Origin of the sequence: Stenotrophomonas sp. PE591 (assembly GCF_018320795.1) — a bacterium.
Taxonomy (GTDB): Bacteria; Pseudomonadota; Gammaproteobacteria; order Xanthomonadales; family Xanthomonadaceae; genus Stenotrophomonas; species Stenotrophomonas maltophilia.
In genome coordinates this window covers 757,102-773,730 of the sequence record NZ_JAAOKO010000001.1, presented here as the reverse complement: position 1 = coordinate 773,730, position 16,629 = coordinate 757,102, and the positions used below count along the sequence as shown (strand labels likewise).

General features: G+C 67.3%; 18 protein-coding genes and 1 pseudogene. 4 read left to right on the top strand and 15 right to left on the bottom strand.

The annotated features are described in order from the left end of the window. Positions 1-22: 22 nt before the first annotated feature. Positions 23-568 (bottom strand): DNA-3-methyladenine glycosylase I, encoded by a 546-nt coding sequence (locus tag JLDANKMP_RS03840; protein WP_212560565.1) that lies wholly within the window; start codon positions 566-568, stop codon positions 23-25. Beyond that, positions 565-2,352 (bottom strand): annotated as a pseudogene (locus JLDANKMP_RS03835) (DUF4153 domain-containing protein). The gene JLDANKMP_RS03840 and the pseudogene JLDANKMP_RS03835 overlap by 4 nt, the downstream one beginning before the upstream one ends. 91 nt (positions 2,353-2,443) lie before the next feature. On the opposite strand from JLDANKMP_RS03835, the gene JLDANKMP_RS03830 reads away from it, so the two are divergent. From JLDANKMP_RS03830 to JLDANKMP_RS03815, 4 genes are all read left to right on the top strand, one after another. Then, positions 2,444-3,010 carry a YqgE/AlgH family protein gene (locus tag JLDANKMP_RS03830; RefSeq protein WP_005408377.1) on the top strand — a complete coding sequence of 189 codons (567 nt, stop codon included), beginning with the start codon at positions 2,444-2,446 and terminating at the stop codon, positions 3,008-3,010. Then, complete coding sequence (gene ruvX / locus JLDANKMP_RS03825; protein ID WP_005408378.1) at positions 3,003-3,497, top strand: Holliday junction resolvase RuvX; 495 nt, start codon at positions 3,003-3,005, stop codon at positions 3,495-3,497. Before JLDANKMP_RS03830 ends, ruvX begins: the two co-directional genes overlap by 8 nt. Before the next feature lie 15 nt (positions 3,498-3,512). Beyond that, positions 3,513-4,463, top strand: coding sequence for an aspartate carbamoyltransferase catalytic subunit (locus tag JLDANKMP_RS03820; protein ID WP_024956074.1), 951 nt, complete (start codon positions 3,513-3,515; stop codon positions 4,461-4,463). A gap of 347 nt (positions 4,464-4,810) precedes the next feature. Further along, complete coding sequence (locus JLDANKMP_RS03815; RefSeq protein ID WP_005408380.1) at positions 4,811-5,302, top strand: transposase; 492 nt, start codon at positions 4,811-4,813, stop codon at positions 5,300-5,302. A gap of 120 nt (positions 5,303-5,422) precedes the next feature. Here JLDANKMP_RS03815 and JLDANKMP_RS03810 read toward each other — a convergent pair whose 3' ends face one another. The 13 genes from JLDANKMP_RS03810 to lptA all read right to left on the bottom strand — a co-directional run bounded on the left by JLDANKMP_RS03810 (position 5,423) and on the right by lptA (position 16,537). Then, positions 5,423-6,220 carry a prolyl oligopeptidase family serine peptidase gene (locus JLDANKMP_RS03810; protein WP_212560564.1) on the bottom strand — a complete coding sequence of 266 codons (798 nt, stop codon included), beginning with the start codon at positions 6,218-6,220 and terminating at the stop codon, positions 5,423-5,425. Positions 6,221-6,290: 70 nt separating this feature from the next. Further along, positions 6,291-6,557, bottom strand: coding sequence for a hypothetical protein (locus JLDANKMP_RS03805; RefSeq protein WP_005412494.1), 267 nt, complete (start codon positions 6,555-6,557; stop codon positions 6,291-6,293). Positions 6,558-6,619: 62 nt separating this feature from the next. Next, on the bottom strand, positions 6,620-7,981 hold the full coding sequence (mgtE, locus tag JLDANKMP_RS03800) for a magnesium transporter (protein WP_005408383.1): 1,362 nt from the start codon (positions 7,979-7,981) through the stop codon (positions 6,620-6,622). 194 nt (positions 7,982-8,175) lie between these two features. Continuing rightward, a complete protein-coding gene (gene ptsP, locus JLDANKMP_RS03795) occupies positions 8,176-9,945 on the bottom strand; it encodes a phosphoenolpyruvate--protein phosphotransferase (protein WP_059033400.1) in 1,770 nt (589 codons plus the stop codon). A 2-nt stretch (positions 9,946-9,947) separates the two neighbouring features. Further along, positions 9,948-10,217 (bottom strand): HPr family phosphocarrier protein, encoded by a 270-nt coding sequence (locus JLDANKMP_RS03790; protein ID WP_005408385.1) that lies wholly within the window; start codon positions 10,215-10,217, stop codon positions 9,948-9,950. Beyond that, positions 10,210-10,602 (bottom strand): PTS fructose IIA subunit family protein, encoded by a 393-nt coding sequence (locus JLDANKMP_RS03785; RefSeq protein ID WP_212560563.1) that lies wholly within the window; start codon positions 10,600-10,602, stop codon positions 10,210-10,212. The genes JLDANKMP_RS03790 and JLDANKMP_RS03785 overlap by 8 nt, the downstream gene beginning before the upstream one ends. Before the next feature lie 494 nt (positions 10,603-11,096). Then, positions 11,097-11,981 (bottom strand): RNase adapter RapZ, encoded by an 885-nt coding sequence (rapZ, locus tag JLDANKMP_RS03780; RefSeq protein WP_212560562.1) that lies wholly within the window; start codon positions 11,979-11,981, stop codon positions 11,097-11,099. Positions 11,982-12,008: 27 nt separating this feature from the next. Continuing rightward, complete coding sequence (gene hprK / locus JLDANKMP_RS03775) at positions 12,009-12,959, bottom strand: HPr(Ser) kinase/phosphatase (protein ID WP_005408388.1); 951 nt, start codon at positions 12,957-12,959, stop codon at positions 12,009-12,011. Continuing rightward, positions 12,956-13,408 carry a PTS sugar transporter subunit IIA gene (locus JLDANKMP_RS03770; protein ID WP_005408389.1) on the bottom strand — a complete coding sequence of 151 codons (453 nt, stop codon included), beginning with the start codon at positions 13,406-13,408 and terminating at the stop codon, positions 12,956-12,958. The genes hprK and JLDANKMP_RS03770 overlap by 4 nt, the downstream gene beginning before the upstream one ends. Before the next feature lie 21 nt (positions 13,409-13,429). Continuing rightward, a complete protein-coding gene (raiA, locus tag JLDANKMP_RS03765; protein ID WP_004147311.1) occupies positions 13,430-13,747 on the bottom strand; it encodes a ribosome-associated translation inhibitor RaiA in 318 nt (105 codons plus the stop codon). 58 nt (positions 13,748-13,805) lie between these two features. Beyond that, positions 13,806-15,227 (bottom strand): RNA polymerase factor sigma-54, encoded by a 1,422-nt coding sequence (locus tag JLDANKMP_RS03760; RefSeq protein ID WP_212560561.1) that lies wholly within the window; start codon positions 15,225-15,227, stop codon positions 13,806-13,808. A 39-nt stretch (positions 15,228-15,266) separates the two neighbouring features. Continuing rightward, the gene (gene lptB, locus JLDANKMP_RS03755) at positions 15,267-15,986 is read right to left on the bottom strand and encodes an LPS export ABC transporter ATP-binding protein (RefSeq protein WP_005408391.1); all 720 of its coding nucleotides are present in this window, start codon (positions 15,984-15,986) and stop codon (positions 15,267-15,269) included. Next, positions 15,986-16,537: a lipopolysaccharide transport periplasmic protein LptA gene (lptA, locus tag JLDANKMP_RS03750; RefSeq protein ID WP_005408392.1), complete on the bottom strand. Its 552-nt coding sequence runs from the start codon at positions 16,535-16,537 to the stop codon at positions 15,986-15,988. Before lptA ends, lptB begins: the two co-directional genes overlap by 1 nt. Positions 16,538-16,629: the final 92 nt, after the last annotated feature.

Genomic DNA, 16,629 nt, shown 5'->3' with positions numbered 1-16,629 from the left:
GGCCATGCCCGGCGGAGATGCGTCAGCGGGCGGCGGCCTGCAACCAGGGCGGCGACAGTGTCAGCAGCCGCGCATGCACCGGGCAATCCTCGGCGTGCGCGCCGGGCAGGTAGCCCAGGCTCATCAGGAATTCGCCGGTGATCTCGCCGCCGGTGAAGCGGAACGTCTTCTTGAAAAGCTTCACCCAGTCGGCCTTGCTGCGTGGGTGGTGCGCATCCAGCCACGCCGCGAAGCTGCCATGGCTGGCCCGCAGCTGCTGGATCACCTGCGCGTTGTGGATCGCCGCCAGCACCTTCAGGCGGTTGCGGATGATGCCCGCGTCCGACAGCAGGCGTTCGATGTCCTGCTCGGCATATGCGGCCACGCGGTCCACATTGAAGCCGTCGTAGGCCGCGCGGAAGCCCTCGCGCTTCTTCAGGATCGTTTCCCAGCTCAGCCCGGCCTGGTTGATTTCCAGTACCAGCCGCTCGAACAGTTCACGCTCATCGCGCTGCGGGAAGCCGTACTCGTTGGCGTGGTAGTAGTCGTGCACCGGATGGCCCGGGGCGATGAGGCAGTAGCCGCTCATGGGGAAGACTCGGTGGATTCGGATTCGGGATCGATGGCCAGCGCAGGGCGCCCGCCGATGGACAGCATCGGCCAGCGCGGTGGCACGAGAGTGAGTTCGCCACCACGCAGGGCCTGGTTGATCGCCTCGGCCTGGCCGCTGACGGTGCCGAACAGCGAACCGGCCCGGCGCCAGTGGGCATCCCTGCCACGTGCGTACAGCACGCAGTCCGGCCCACGGTGGGTGTACAGCTCGCACAGCAGCACTTCGCCAGTGCCATCGCCGTCCAGGTCGCGATGCACGATCAGGCAGTCGCGCTCGCTCTGGGCGCAGGATTCGCCATCGATCGCGCGCGTGGCCAGTGCCTGCCACCAATCGTCCGGTGGCGAGCTGGATCCCTTGGCCAGCTTCAACGCGCGCTGCAGGGCGACGACGTCCTGCGGCCCCTTGTCGAGGCGGTGGCCGTCATCCCAGCGCGAGGTACGTGCCAGCGCGGCAGCGATCACCTGTGGCGCGTTGGCATCGGCGGTGATGGCTGGATCACGCTGCAGCTCGCGCAGCGCCCGCACGCCGCGGTGGCCAAGATCGAAGCGCAGCACGTTGACGTCACTGCTGGTGATTGCAGGCGGGTCCGCACGCAGGCGCGCCAGCTGGCTGGACAGGGTCAGCCGCACCGGGTCCAGCAGCGGCGAGTTGCCCAGCAATGCCAGTGCCAGCACCGCCCAGCACATTCAGCGGTTGACCGGCTCCAGCATCTGCAACCAGCGGCGTTGCCGGCGCAGCACCGCCAGCGCGTAGCCCGCGGCATAGCCGGCCACGGCCACTGCGACGAGTACCGCCCAGAACCGGTCCACGGTCCAGCCGTACTGCACCACGCGCAGCCCCAGTGCGTACAGCGCCAGTGCGGCGTAGACCGGCAGCGCCAGCAGGCTGGCTTCAACCAGCCGGCGCAGCAGCAGCGGGTAGGGGGCGCTCTCTTCCCCCTGCTGGTAGACCGCGTTGGTGAACGTCACCAGCAGCAGCGACAGCACCAGCAGCAGGCCGGCGGCCGAGCGGGTCTTCCACAACGGTTCCAGCCCGGTAAGCGGCAGGCTCAGCACGAACAATACGGCGATGAACGAGAGCAGCGGCAACAGCCCACGGCAGATCGCGAACAGCACCTGGCGGGTGATCTGGATGGCGCGGTGCTGGGTGCGCCCGATCAGTACGCCGAACCCGGCCAGGCTGCCGGTGGCCAGTGCGATGAACGCGTCCTGCCGGAACAGGTCGCGGAAGACGGTCACGTCGAGCAGCTGGAACAGCGCCGACCACAGCCACAACAGCAGCCAGGTCAGCCCGGTGAACAGTGCCGCCAGGGCCAGGGTCAAACCATTCTGCCAGGCGCGCTCGAACAGCTCGGGGTAACTGGCACGCCAGTGCCCGTGCTGCAGCTGGAACTGCCACCAGGGCAGGACCACGAACACCGCAACGGCAATGCCCAGGGTCAACGGAAGCTGCAACGCGCCCGATTCCAGTGAGGTCTCGCCAGTGAGGTTCCAGCCGATCCAGGCGGCCAGCGCCAGCACCACCGTCGAGCCGAGCACGGCCTGCAGCCACAGGCGGCGCTGGCCCAGCTCCACCAGGCTCAGCGCCACCGCGCTGGGAATGGCCAGCACCCAGGCGTACCAGCAGTAGCGCCAGCCGATATCGCGGAACGGCCACGCATCGGACAGTTCCTGCGCGGCATACAGCATCAGGCCCTGCAGCAGGGCAAGCAGGACGATGGCGCTGCGTGCCGGCAGGGTCAGGGGCGTTGAAGACTGCATCGATGACCTTCCATGGCAAAGCACCATCCTAGCCCATCGCTGTTCGACGCCATCGCGCGACCATCCCGCCCCCAGCAGGTAGAATAGGACCATGCCTGTAACGCCGACCTCCCTTGCCGATCACCTGCTCGTCGCGCTGCCGTCGCTGCTCGACGCGACCTTCGCCCGCAGCGTCGCGCTGATCTGCCAGCACGACGAGAACGGGGCGATGGGCGTGCTGGTCAACCAGCCTTCCGAGTACACGCTGGGTGAAGTGCTTGCACAGATGGACATCACCACCGGTGATGGCGACCTGCAGGCGCGCATGGTGCTCAACGGCGGCCCGGTGCATCCCGAGCGCGGCTTTGTCATCCATGACGACGCGCGGGCGTGGGATTCCAGCCTGACCGTGGGCGACGGCCTGTACCTGACCACCTCGCGCGACATCCTCGAAGCGATGGCGCGCGGCGAAGGCCCGGCCAATGCCGTGGTCACCCTCGGCTGTGCCGGTTGGGGCGCCGGGCAGCTGGAAAGCGAGCTGTCCGAGAACAGCTGGCTGACCGTGCCGGCCGATGCCGAGCTGGTGTTCCAGCTGCCGCTGGAGCAGCGCTGGCAGGGTGCGGCCTCGCGCATCGGCGTGGACCTGTTCCGGCTGACCGACTACAGCGGCCATGTCTGAGCCCATCACGCCCGCGCCGGATTCTGCTGCCCCGGCGATCCGCCGTGATGGCACCGTTCTGGGTTTCGATGTCGGCTCGCGACGGATCGGCGTGGCCATCGGCAGTGCCTTCGCCGCGCATGCGCGCGCGGTGGCCGTGGTCGATGTGCACGGCAACGGCCCGGACTGGACCGCGATCGAACGCCTGCTCAAGGAATGGAAGCCCGACGGCCTGGTGGTCGGCGACCCGCTGACCCTGGACGGCCAGGACCAGCCCAACCGCAAGCGCGCGCAGGGCTTCGCCCGCCAGCTGCGGGAGCGCTTCAAGCTGCCGGTGGTGATGATCGACGAGCGTTCCAGCTCGGTCGAGGCCGCACGCCGCTTCGCCGTCGAGCGCGCCGAAGGGCGCAAGCGCCGCCGTGATGCGGCTGCCCTCGATGCCGTCGCCGCAGCGGTGATCATCGATCGCTGGCTGTCGTCGCCGGACGACGCCACCCCCATTCCCTGACTGCCCGACACCGCCATGACCGCCCAGCAAATCGATGCCTCCGGACGCCTGCGCCACCTGCTGACCCTGGAGGGCCTGCCGCGCGAAACGCTGCTGCAGCTGCTCGACCGCGCAGGGCAGATCCGCGATGCCGCAGTCGGCCGCGTCGGCAACAAGCGCCACGTGCTGGCCGGTTCGGCGGTGTGCACGCTGTTCTTCGAACCGTCCACGCGCACCCGCAGTTCGTTCCAGCTGGCCGCGCAGCGGCTGGGGGCGGACGTGCTGAATTTCGACGCCTCGACCTCCTCTACCCGCAAGGGTGAGACCGCCTGCGACACGCTGCGCAACCTGGAAGCGATGGGCGTGCGCGGCTTCGTGGTGCGCCACCCCGATGACGGCGCCGTGGCCGCACTGGCCGATGCGGCAGGCGAGGGCACCGCGCTGATCAATGCCGGTGACGGCCGCAGTTCGCACCCGACCCAGGGCCTGCTGGACATGCTGACCCTGCGCCAGGCCAAGGGCCCGGATTTCTCGAAACTGAAAGTCGTGATCGTCGGCGACGTGAAGCACTCGCGCGTGGCCCGTACCGACCTGCATGCGCTGCGCACGCTGGGCGTGGGCGAGATCCGCGTGTGTGGCCCGCAGTCGCTGCTGCCGGACGACGAGACCCTGAAGGGCTGCGTGGTCGGCGATGATTTCGACGCGATGCTGGAAGGCGTCGATGCGCTGATGATGCTGCGCCTGCAGCGCGAGCGCATGGAAGAAGGCCTGGTGCCGTCGCTGGAGCAGTACCACGCGCAGTACGGCCTGACCAGCGAACGCCTGGCGCGCGCGGGCAAGGATGCAGCGGTGCTGCACCCGGGCCCGATCAACCGCGGCGTGGAAGTGACCGACGAGGTGGCCGACGGCCCGCAGTCGTGGGTGCTGCGCCAGGTCGCCAACGGCGTCGCCGTGCGCATGGCCGTGCTGGAAACCCTGCTGGGCTGACCTGCCCTGGTGGGTGCCGACCGTTGGTCGGCACGGTTGATCTGTCCTTATCCGATCCGGTGGGTACCGACCGTTGGTCGGCACGGTTGATCTGTCCTTATCCGATCCGGTGGGTGCCGACCGTTGGTCGGCACGGTTGATCTGTCCTTATCCGATCCGGTGGGTGCCGACCGTTGGTCGGCATGGTTGATCTGTCCTTATCCGATCCGGTGGGTGCCGACCGTTGGTCGGCACTGAACCGTCAGTGCGGTGAAGTGCGGGCCTAGCCATTGAATGGTTCCGGGCCTATCTTTACTGACGTGATTGCCCGATAGAACAGGGGCGGCGGCAGGCGCACGCTTGGGCCCATGAGCCGCGCACGCCTACGCCTTGGCCGCCATTCCCGGATCGGACAATCCTACATCCTGACCACCGTCATCCAGGAGCGTCGACGCTACTTCGATGATGCCACTGCGGCACAGGAGGTGATGGATGTGTTCCGTCGCATTGATGCTGAGGGCCTGACGCACTCACTTGCCTATGTGGTCATGCCGGACCACATCCATTGGCTTGTGGAGATCCGTGCGTTCTCGCTGGACTACATCATGCAACGCTTCAAATCGAGCAGTGCATTGCGGATCAACCGCATGCTGGGTAGGACAGGACCATTCTGGCAATCGAGCTATCACGATCACGCCATTCGTTCTGAAGAATCACTGTTTCGCCATGCGATGTACATCGTCGCCAACCCGGTCAGGGCGAACTTGGCGAGCTGCGTGGGAGAGTATCCGTATGCCTGGTGCCGATGGGAGATCGATGAGAGGTACCAGGCAATGGATTACCCCGAAGCGGAGAGGTAGTGCCGACCAACGGTCGGCACCCACCCATACCCAAGCCGACCAACGGTCGGCACCCACCAATACCCAAGCCGACCAACGGTAGGCATCCACCAACAGGTGTTTCCCAGCAGAAGCTGCGGTTCAGCGCTTCTGCGCGAACAGCCATTCCCACATTGCCGGGGCGGCGTAGGTGGCGTCCCAGGCATTGTGGTTGCCTTCCGGGTATTCGGTGTAGCGCACGTCGCGTGCGGCGGCGCGCTGGAATGCGGCATGCAGTCTGCGGTCGTCGTCCGGCGGCACCACGTCATCCAGTGCGCCGTGGAAGATCCAGATCGGCGTGTGCTGCAGGCGCTGGGCAATCACCGCGTACGGGTCCGCTTCGTGCGCGACCTGCTCGACGAACAGGGTCGGGCGTACCGCACGCGGGGCGAGCACCGCGCCGCACACGGGGACGATCGCGGCAAAGCGGCGTGGGTCATCCAATGCGATGTTCCAGCTGCCATAGCCGCCCATCGACATGCCGGTCAGGTATTGCCGCGCCGGGTCGGCGCCGAATTCGGCGATCGTCGCGTCCAGCGCGGCCACTGCCGCACGGTTGTTGCGGCCGCTCCATTCCTCGTGGCCCGGTACCTGCGGGAACACCACCAGGGCCGGGAAATCGGGATGCGCGCGCAGGTAAGGCCCCAGCCCGGCGTGGGTCTGCTTGACGCCATCGGCGCCGCGCTCGCCCGAGCCGTGCAGGAACAGGACGACCGGAAGGTGGGTGGGAGCGGCGGCCTGCACGCCGGCCGGAATGAACACCTGGTAGTAAGCCGTTTGCCCGTCCACCTTCACCGCACGTGCTTCGAAGCGGCCACGCGCGCTGTCCGGCAGCGAAGTGCAACCGCTCATCATCAGAAGGGCCAGCAGTGGCAGCCAGCGCGACAGCAAACGGACCATGGGATTTTCCGAAGCGGCGAGATCGCCTGCATCGTAGTCCGCCGACGTCGGCCCGGCATCGTGCGCCGCGTCACTGCGGGCGCGGGAAGCTGGCGATGATCTCCAACTGCTCCTGTGCCTCGGCATTGCCTTCGGCGGCGGCGGCCTGCACCTGCGCAATGTCCGGGTGCAGGACCACCAGCAGTGGGTTCTCGCAGACCGGGCAGTCGTACTCGGTGGCGTCCTCGTCCAGCTCCATCTCCATGGCACGCGAGCTGCCCTTCCATTCGCAGGCCGGGCAGGTGTGCTGCTGGTCGCGCCAGCCGGGCTGGAAGTAGTTTTCGATTGTCGTTGCCATGGGGGGATCCAGTTGGGATCGGGTCAGAGCGCCGCGCAGTGGGGATCCGACCGTCGAGATGGTCAGTGCAGCAGCACCAGGGTGGCCAGGCCGAGGAAGGTGAAGAAGCCCATCGAATCGGTCACGGCGGTCAGGAAGATGCCGCTGGCCAGCGCCGGGTCGAAGCCGAAGCGCTTCAACGTCAACGGCACCAGCACGCCGGCCAACGCAGCAAACAACAGGTTGCAGGTCAACGCGATGGCGATCACTGCCGACAACCCGGGCGAGTGGAACCAGGCGAGCACGATCAGGCCCAGCACGGAACCCAGCATCACGCCGTTCAACAGCGCGACCCGAACTTCCTTCCACAGCAGGGTGCGGGCGTTGGAGGCGCCCACCTGGCCCAGCGCCAGGCCGCGCACCATCAGTGCCAGCACCTGGGTACCGGCGTTGCCGCCGAGGCCGGCGACGATCGGCATCAGCACCGCCAGCGCCACCAGTTTGTCGATGGTGCCTTCGAAGTGGCCGACCACGCTGGAGGCCAGGAAGGCCGTGCACAGGTTCACCGACAGCCACATCAGGCGGCGGCGCATCGCGCGCCAGACCGGGCTGAACAGATCTTCGTCCTCGTCCAGACCGGCGGCGCCCAGCGCCTGGTGCTCGGCCTGGCCGCGGATGATGTCGACCACGTCATCGATGGTGATGCGACCGATCAGGATGTTGTTGTCATCCACCACTGGCGCGGAGATCCAGTCATGGTCGGAGAACTGGCGGGCGACTTCCTGGTCGCTCTCGCCGACGTCGATGGCTGGCTGCTCGTCGTCGATCAGGCGATTGATCGGGGTGGTGTCCTCGTGGGTCACCAGTGCCGCCAGCGACACGCGGCCAAGGTACTGATGGCGGCGGCTGACCACGAACAGGTGGTCGGTGTGGTCGGGCAGTTCACCGCGCAGGCGCAGGTAGCGCAGCACGACGTCGACATTGACGTCGGCGCGCACGGTCACCACGTCCGGATTCATCAGGCGACCGGCGCTGTCCTCGGGATAGGACAGGACCTGTTCCAGGCGCTCGCGGTTCTCGCGGTCCATCGACTTGAGGACTTCGTCGATGACCGTGTCCGGCAGGTCTTCGACCAGGTCGGCCAGATCGTCGATGTCCAGGTCTTCGACCGCGGCGATGATCTCGTCCGGGTCCATGTCCGCGAGCAGGCTTTCGCGCACGTCGTCGCCGACGTGGACCAGCACCTCGCCGTCGTCTTCCGGATCAACCAGTCCCCACACCACCTCGCGCTTGCCCGGCGGTAACGATTCGAGCAGGTTGCCGATCTCGGCCGGGGCCAGGGTGTTGACCAGGCGACGTACCGGGCCCAGCCGGCCGCTGTCCAGTGCATCGGACAGCATCCGCAGTTGGCGCGCAGTCTTGTCGTGGCGTACAGCTTCAGCCATCGCAGCTCCCGCGGGGATAAGAAAAGCCGCGATCCCGGCAAGGATGCGGCAACAGGGGTGTTCAGCGCGTCATTATCGCAAGGCGATGTTTCAACGCATAGCCGCCGGGTGGCGGTAGTGCCGGCCGCTGGCCGGCAACCACTTGGTCTTCGATGGGGAGGCTGCCGGCCAGCGGCCGGCACCACCCTTGGCGCTCAGGGCGTATCCGCCACCAGTGCCAGCCAGCGTTCGATCGCGCGGCGGTCGCGCGCGGCCAGCAGCTTCGGTGCGCGCGCGCGCAGCATGGCCAGGTCGGCCTCGCGGACCGCGCGGCGTACTTCCAGCAGCGTGCCCGGGTGCAGGCTGAACTCGGTCAGGCCCAGTGCCAGCAGCAGCGGGGTCATCCGCGCATCGCCGGCCATCTCGCCACAGACCGCCACCGGGATGCGGTGGCGCGCGCCGGTCTCGATCACCATCTGCAGCAGCCGCAGCACCGCCGGGTGCAACGGCGAATACAGCTCGCCCAGTGCTTCATTGTTGCGGTCGGCCGCCAGCAGGTACTGCACCAGGTCGTTGGTGCCGATCGACAGGAAATCGACCAGGTCGATGAAGCTCTCCAGCGCCAGCGCCGCAGCAGGGACTTCGATCATCGCGCCCAGTGGCACGTGGTCGGACACCATGTGGCCTTCGCCGCGCAGCTGTTCGGTCAGCTTGAGCATGCGGCGGCGCACCGCCAGCAGTTCCTCCCGGGTGCTGACCATCGGCACCAGCACCCGCAGCTTGCCGTAGGCCGAGGCGCGCAGGATCGCGCGCAGCTGGGTGTCGGCTACCTTCGGCCGTGCCAGCGACAGGCGTACGCCGCGGAGGCCGAGCGCCGGGTTTTCTTCGTTGCTCAGGGTCAGGCCGGTGCGGTCGGCCTTGTCCGCGCCCAGATCGAGGGTGCGGATGGTCACCGGTCGCCCGCTCATGCCCAGTGCCGCATCGCGGTAGGTCTGGAACTGTTCTTCTTCATCCGGCAGCTCGTTGCGCTGCAGGAACAGGAATTCGGTGCGGTACAGGCCCAGGCCGTGGGCGCCCAGCGCATGCGCCTGGGTCACGTCCTCCAGCGACTCGGCATTGGCCAGCAGGGCAATGTCGACCTGGTCGCGGGTGCGGCTGGGCTTGCTGCGCAGGCGGCCGAGCTCGCGCTGTTCGCGCGCGTGTTCCTTCAGTCGTGCGCGGTAGTCGCGCAGATTGTCGGCCTGTGGATTGGCGGTGATGCTGCCGTCGGCGCCGTCGATGATCAGCACGTCGCCATCGGCGATGCGGCTGAGCAGCTGCGGCACGTTGACGATCAAGGGCAGGTGCAGGCTGCGCGCAAGGATCGCGCTGTGCGAGAGCGCGCTGCCGGCGGCGGTGACGATGCCGACCACGCCTTGCGCCTGCAGCTGTGCCAGTTCGGAGGGCGCGATGTTGTCGCAGACCAGGATCTCGCCGGCCAAGCCTTTCACCGCTGGCGGGCGTTCGGGCTGCAGGAAGGCATGGATGCGGCCGATCACATGGTCGAGGTCGTCCATGCGGCTCTTCAGGTAAGCATCGTCCATGCCGTCGAAGACCTTGGCCAGGCGGTCGCGCTGCAGGCGCAACGCATAGCCGGCGCTGTACGGTCCGCTGCGGATCAGTTCGTCCAGTCCATACAGCAGCTCGGGATCGTCCAGCAGCAGCGCATGCAGGTCGAGGAACTCACCCACTTCCTGGTTCAGCGCTCCATGCAGGCGCTGGCGCAGCTCGTGCATCTCCGAGCGCGCGGCGTCCACCGCGCGATGCAGGCACGCCAGCTCGGCCTCGACCTGGTGGGCGGCAACGCGCTGCTCGGCCACTTCCAGTGCATGCGGCAGGCGCACGCGGGCGCGGCCCATTGCCGTGCCGCGGGCGGCACCATGCCCGGCCAGCAGCAGTACCGGCCGCTGGCCGGAAGGGGGTTGGCCGGCGCGTGCGCGTGGCACGCTCAGCTGTCCTCGTCGAAACGGCGTTCGAACAGGCCGACCACCGCCTCCATCGCGGCGGCTTCGTCCTCGCCGTTGATCCGCACGGTGACCGGGGTGCCCTGGCCGGCGGCCAGCAGCATCACGCCCATGATGCTCTTGGCGTTGATCTCACGGCCTTTGGCGGCCATGGTCACGTTGCAGCGGAACGGCGCCAGGGTCTGCACCAGCTTGGCGGTGGCCCGGGCATGCAGGCCCAGGCGGTTGCTCACGGTGAGTTCTCGTTCAAGCATCGTCGACTATCGCTCCATTACGGGTACCCGCCGCGGCTGTGGCGGGCAGTTGATCCAGTCCCTGTTCCGGATAATTCATCACCCGCAGCAACATCGGCAGGCTCAGCGCCGACACCCGGCGAACCGGGGTCCCCAGCCGGGCCAGCTGCCCGGAAAGGTTGGCAGGGCTGGCGCCGTACAGGTCGGTCAGGATCAGCACACCATCACCCCCGTCAACCCGCCGCAGGGCGGCCGAGGCGAGCGGGAGCAGGGCGTCCAGGTCTGCGTCGAACGGTACTTCGAAAGCTTCGGTTTTCAGCGGCAACTGCCGCAGGAGCCGGGTCGCCACGTCAAGCAGGGCGGTCCCGACCCCGGGATGTGTTACGAGGAGAATGCCACAGGTCATTACTGCACGTTAACAGGTCAAGGTGAATTGGCGATAGCAGCAGGAGAGGGGCACTGTGTCCCGTATTCAGCGTTGCTCCCAGGGGAGGCCTTTTCCGTTGAGAGAGAGATCCGACCCCATCCGTTTTTCGATGCCTGACAGCGATTCATCCACGCATGGCGTGGATCCATCGTGTCGACCAGGGTCGACACCCACCGCAGCAGAAATCTGTCAGAGATGGGGCGGTGTGGGTCTGCAGGACCGTTGGCGCCATGGATGGCGCCATCGAGCCCCCAGGGGTGAGGGCGCTTTGCTTGCGAAGCACTGCTTCGCAAGCGCCCGAACGCCCAGCCGCCAGCGGCTGGGCCGGACCGCAGAGCGGGGTTCACGGCGTGTCCTGCAGACCCACACCGCCCCGCCATCCCACGAAATCCCGCTTCTGCTGTTGCTGTTGCTGTTGCCGGCCAGCGGCCGGCACTACCGGCGGGTGCCGGGCGCAGCCCGGCCGACCCCCCTCAATCCTGTTCGCGGTGGTACGTCGCCACGTCTTCCCAGCCCATCTCGCGGGCATGCCGGGCCAGACGCTCGGCCAGGAACACCGACCGGTGCTTGCCGCCGGTGCAGCCGAACGCCACGGTCACATAGCTGCGGGTGCCATCGCCCAGCTTCGGCAGCCAGGTATCGAGGAAGTCCATCAGCTGGGCCAGGTAGCGCTGCACGTCCGGCTGCGCTTCCAGGTAGTCGCGTACATCCGGTTCGCGACCGCTGAGCGCGCGCAGGTCCGGGTCCCAGTGCGGATTGGGCAGCACCCGCGCATCGAACACGAAGTCCGCCTCGGCCGGCACGCCGCGCTTGTAGGCGAACGATTCGAACAGCAGCGACAGGCCGGTGGCATGGTCCATCGTGAACTCGGTGATGATCCGCCGCCGCAGCTGATGCACGTTGAGGCTGCTGGTGTCGATCACCGCATCGGCCTCGCGGCGCAGCGGTGCGGTCAACTCGCGTTCGCGGGCGATGGCTTCAGGCAGCGACAGGCCCAGCTGGCTCAGCGGATGGCGGCGGCGGGTGTCGGCGTAGCGCTTGAGCACGGCCTCGTCGCTGGCCTCGAAGAACAGCACCTTCACGTCCACGCCGGCGTCGGCCGCCAGCTGCCGCCAGTCGCCCAGCTGGCTCAGGTCGGCCTGGCCGCGAACGTCGATGCCTACGGCCAGACGCCGTGGTGCGCTGCCGTCGTGGTTGGTCAGCAGGCTGCGCACGAAGTCGGGCAGCAGATTGATCGGCAGGTTGTCCGAGCAGTAGTAATCCTGGTCCTCGAAGGTCTTCAGGGCGACGGATTTACCCGAGCCGGACAGGCCGCTGACGATGATCAGGGTCGGGGCGGAGGGGGTGACGGTGCTCATGGACAGGCTCTTCGAAGGGCAGGGAAATCAGGGTGTTCGCCGTTCCAGCAGGTTGCTGTGGCGGGCGATGAACATGGCTGCCGGGTCGATGCCCTTGGTGCGCAGGATGTGCAGGCGGGTGGCCGCCTCGGTCAGCACGGCCAGGTTGCGGCCGGGCATCACCGGCAGGGTGATCAGCGGTACGTCCAGGTCCAGCACATGGCGGGTGCCCGAATCGCCGGTCAGGCGCTCGTAGCCATGCGGGGTGGGTTCGGTCATCGGCTTGGTCAGGTGGACGATCAGCCGAAGGTACTTGTTCTTCTTTACAGCCGTGTCGCCGAACATCTCGCGCACGTTCAACACGCCCAGGCCGCGCACTTCCAGCAGGTCCTGCAGCAGCTCCGGGCAGGTGCCATCGAGTACATCGGGTGCGATCTGGGTGAATTCGGGGGCATCGTCGGCCACCAGGCGATGGCCACGGCTGAGCAGTTCCAGCGCCAGTTCGCTCTTGCCGGATCCCGCTTCGCCGGTGATCAGCACGCCGATGGAGTAGATCTCCATGAACACGCCGTGCAGGATCACCCGCGGCGCCAGCGTACGCGCCAGGTGGTAGGACAGGTGGTTGAGCAGTTCGTGGCCGCGCTTGGGCGACAGCCACAGCGGCGTGCCGGATTCGTCCGCGGCAGCGCGTAGGTCTTCCGGGCAGGCCTGGTTGCGGGTCAGCACCAGCGCCAGCGGGTGCGACTGCATGATCTTTTCGATGGTCTCCCAACGCTGGCGCGGTTCCAGCGCATCCAGCCAGGACAGTTCCTCGGTGCCCAGGATCTGCACCTTGTTGGGATAGATGGCATTGAGGTAGCCGGCCAGCGAGGGGCGCCGCGAGACCGTGTTGCCGGCCTCCAGCTCGCGCTTCTCGCCGGACTTGCCGGCAGCCCAGCGCAGCCCCAGCCGCTCGCGCTGCTGTTCGAACAGTTCACGGGCGGTGATGCTGGTATTCATGCGGCACTCGCAGGTGGGGTCATGTCCAGCGCCTCGCGCAGCGCCCGGGCATCGCCCGCTTCGCGCAGGGCCTGGCGGATGTCCGGCGCCGAGAACAGCTCGGCCAGCTCGGACAGCAGCATCAGGTGCTGGTGGGTGTAGTGGGCGGGGACAGCCATCGCGAACACCAGGTCCACCGGCTCCTCGCCACCGAAATCGACCGGGGTGGCCAACCGCAGCAGGGCGCCGCGGGGGCGGTCCAGGGTTGGCGCGCGGCCGTGGGGAATGGCGATGCCGTGGCCGATGGCGGTGCTGCCCAGCGCTTCGCGCTGGCACAGGTTCAGATAGATCTGTTCGGCGTTGGCCTGGCGGCAGGCCAGCAACCCGGCGGCGGCCTGCAGGACGCTGTCACGGTCGGTGGCCGTACAGAGCTGGGTCTGCACGGCCGCCAGGAGGTCAGTCAGGGGCATGTCTGCGGGGAACGGTGGCGATCAGCCACCATTGTCGCCCACCGGCAGCGGTGCGTGCTGCTGTTTTTTCTCCTTGTGCTTGATCACCAGACGGTCAAGCTTGTCCGCAAGCAGGTCGATCGCGGCATACATGGTCTGGGCATTGGCCTCGGCGTGCAGGGTCTGGCCGGGAATGTTGAGGCTGGCGTCGACGTGGTGTTCGGTCTTCTGCAGCTTGAGGGTCACCCGCGCTTCGCAGTGCTGGTCGAAGTGCTTTCCGATCCGGGCCAGCTTCTCCTCAACATAGGACTGCAGGGCCGGGGTGACTTCGACATCTTTGCCAAACGTTTCGATGCGCATCGGGTTTCTCCTGTGTTCGGATGTGCCAATGAACCTCTCCGCCGGGCGCGGCGGCGCGTCAAGCGATTCTGACCCTTTCGTGCGAGGCGGAAATGTTCATGGCTTCACGATACTTCGCCACGGTGCGTCGCGCTACTGGAATTCCCGACGATTTGAGCAGGTCAGCCAGCTTGGCGTCAGAAAGCGGCTTGCGCGGGTTCTCGTCGTCGATCAGGCGCCGGATCATCGCCTGGATGGCGGTGCTGGACGCCTCGCCACCGCTCTCGGTATCGATGCCCGAGGCGAAGAAGGCGCGCAGCGGCAGGGTGCCTCGCGGGGTACGCACGTGCTTGCGGGCGATCGCGCGCGAGACCGTGGATTCGTGCAGGCCGAGCTCGGCGGCGATCTCGCGCAGGGTCAGTGGACGCAGCGCCTGCTCGCCGAATTCGAGGAAGCCGGCCTGCTGCAGGATCAGGCTGCGCACGACGCGCAGCAGGGTGTCACCACGCTGCTGCAGCCCTTTCAGCAGCCAGCGCGCTTCCTGCAGCTGGGCACGCAGGTAGCCGGCATCGGCGTCGCCACAACGTCGGATCAGCTGTTCGTAGCCGCGGTGGATCACCACCTTCGGCCCGGCATGCGCGGCCAGCGCTGCGCGCCATACGCCGTTCTGCCGCCACACCACCACATCCGGCACCACATAGGTGTCCTGCGACAGCGGCGCGATCTGCGTGCCCGGGCGCGGGTCCAGCGAACGCAGCAGCGCCACGGCAGTCTCGACCTCGTCCAGCGGCAGCTTCAACTCATGGGCGAGCCCGGCGACGCCGCTGCGCGGCAAACGTTCCAGGGGGCCTGCGGCAATCTGTCGCGCCAGCAGCAGGCCGGGCGTGTCGCCGGCCAGCACATCCAGCTGCAGCAGCAGGCATTCGCCCAGCGTGCGTGCAGCCACACCCACCGGATCGAAGCGCTGGATGCGATGCAGCACGGCGAGGATCTCGTCCTCGTCGGCGTGGATCGCCGGCAACAGGGTTTCAGCGATGGTGGCCAGCGGCTCGCGCAGGTAACCATCGTCGTCCAGTGCATCGATCAGCGCGGCACCGATGCTGCGATCACGCGAGGACAGATGCGACAGATGCAGCTGCCACAGCAGATGGTCGGCCAGTGTTTCGGTTTCGGCTACGCGCTCGGCAGCGCTGCCGTTGTCGTCGTCATCATCGAAGCTGCCACCGCTGCCGGTCGTCGTCGAGTCCAGTTCGGTCGGCGCCCAGTCGTCGCCCTCATCGCTGCGCTCTGCAGGCGCTTCGTTGTCGTTGCCATCGCTGCCTTCGTTGGCGGCGCTGCTGTCGTTGCTGTCGGCCCAGTCCAGCAGTGGGTTGCTTTCCACTGCCTGCGCGATCTCCAGCTCCAGTTCGGTGGCCGACATCTGCAGCAGCTTGATCGCCTGCTGCAACTGGGGCGTGAGCACCAGTTGCTGTCCCAACGATGTCTGCAGCCGAGTCTTCATGCCTGTGCCGAAAGGAAGGAAAGGGACCCGGCGACTGCTTCACAGCTTGAAGGAATCCCCGAGGTAGACGCGACGTACATCGGCGTTGTCCAGGATCGCCTCCGGCGAACCCTGGGCCAGCACGCTGCCCTCGGCGAGGATATACGCGCGGTCGCAGATACCCAAGGTCTCGCGCACGTTGTGGTCGGTGATCAGCACGCCGATGCCACGCTGCTTGAGGTGGGTGACGATGCGCTGGATCTCGCCGACCGAAATCGGGTCGACACCGGCGAACGGTTCGTCGAGCAGGATCAGGCGCGGTTGTGCGGCCAGTGCGCGGGCGATCTCGCAGCGGCGGCGTTCGCCACCGGACAGGCTGGCGCCGAGCTGGTCGGCGACATGGCCCAGCTGCAGTTCGTCGAGCAGGCCGTTCAATTCGCGCTCGCGGCCGGCCGAGTCCAGGTCCTCGCGCAGTTCCAGCACCAGGCGGATGTTGTCGGCCACGGTAAGCTTGCGGAACACCGACGGTTCCTGCGGCAGGTAGCCCACCCCCTGCTTGGCGCGGGTGTACATCGGGTCGCCGGTGATGTCCTTGCCGTCGAGCACGATGCTGCCGGCATCGGCGGCCACCAGACCGACGATCATGTAGAAACAGGTGGTCTTGCCGGCACCGTTGGGGCCGAGCAGGCCGACCACTTCACCCGCATCGAGGGTCAGGCCGAAGTCCTTGACCACTTCGCGCTGCTTGTACTTTTTGCGCAGGCCCTTGGCGACGAGCATTACTTCCTGCTCCCGGCCGGCTGTGCCGGCGTGGTGGCCTTGGGCTGTGCCGCAGGCGCGGCCGGGGTCTTGTTCTTCGGCGGGATGACGGTACGCACGCGGCTGCCGTCACCACCGGAGTTCATCTCGCCGGTGCGGGTGTTGTAGACCATGCGCTGGCCGGCGTTGGTGCCGCGCGCGCTGGTGACCTTGTAGTTGCCGGTCAGGGTGATGATCTCGGTCTTGATGTCGTAGTCGATGCGATCAGCCAGCGCATCCATCCAGGTGCCGTCATCAAGCTGCTGCTTCATCTTGGCCTGCTTGCCGGTGAACACCACGCGCACGGCCTCGCCGTCCTTGAGGTAGATCTCGGCCTCGGACGAACGCAGGTCCAGCGTGCCCTGGGTGATGATCACGCCCTGCGACAGCACGGTCTTGCCGTCGCCGGTGAGCATGCCGGACTGGGCGCCGGAATCGATGTGCATGTCTTCGTTGCGGTCGGTGGACTTGGCGAAGGCGGCGCTGGGGACAAGAAGACCGAGCGCGAGTACGGCGGCAAAGGGAATCTTCATCGGGGTCCGTTCTACCGGTGGGGGCCTGCCGGGCGGGCCGGGGGCGGAGGGTGGGGCTGCCGGCCCTGCGCCTGTCCGGAGACGTCGCGGGC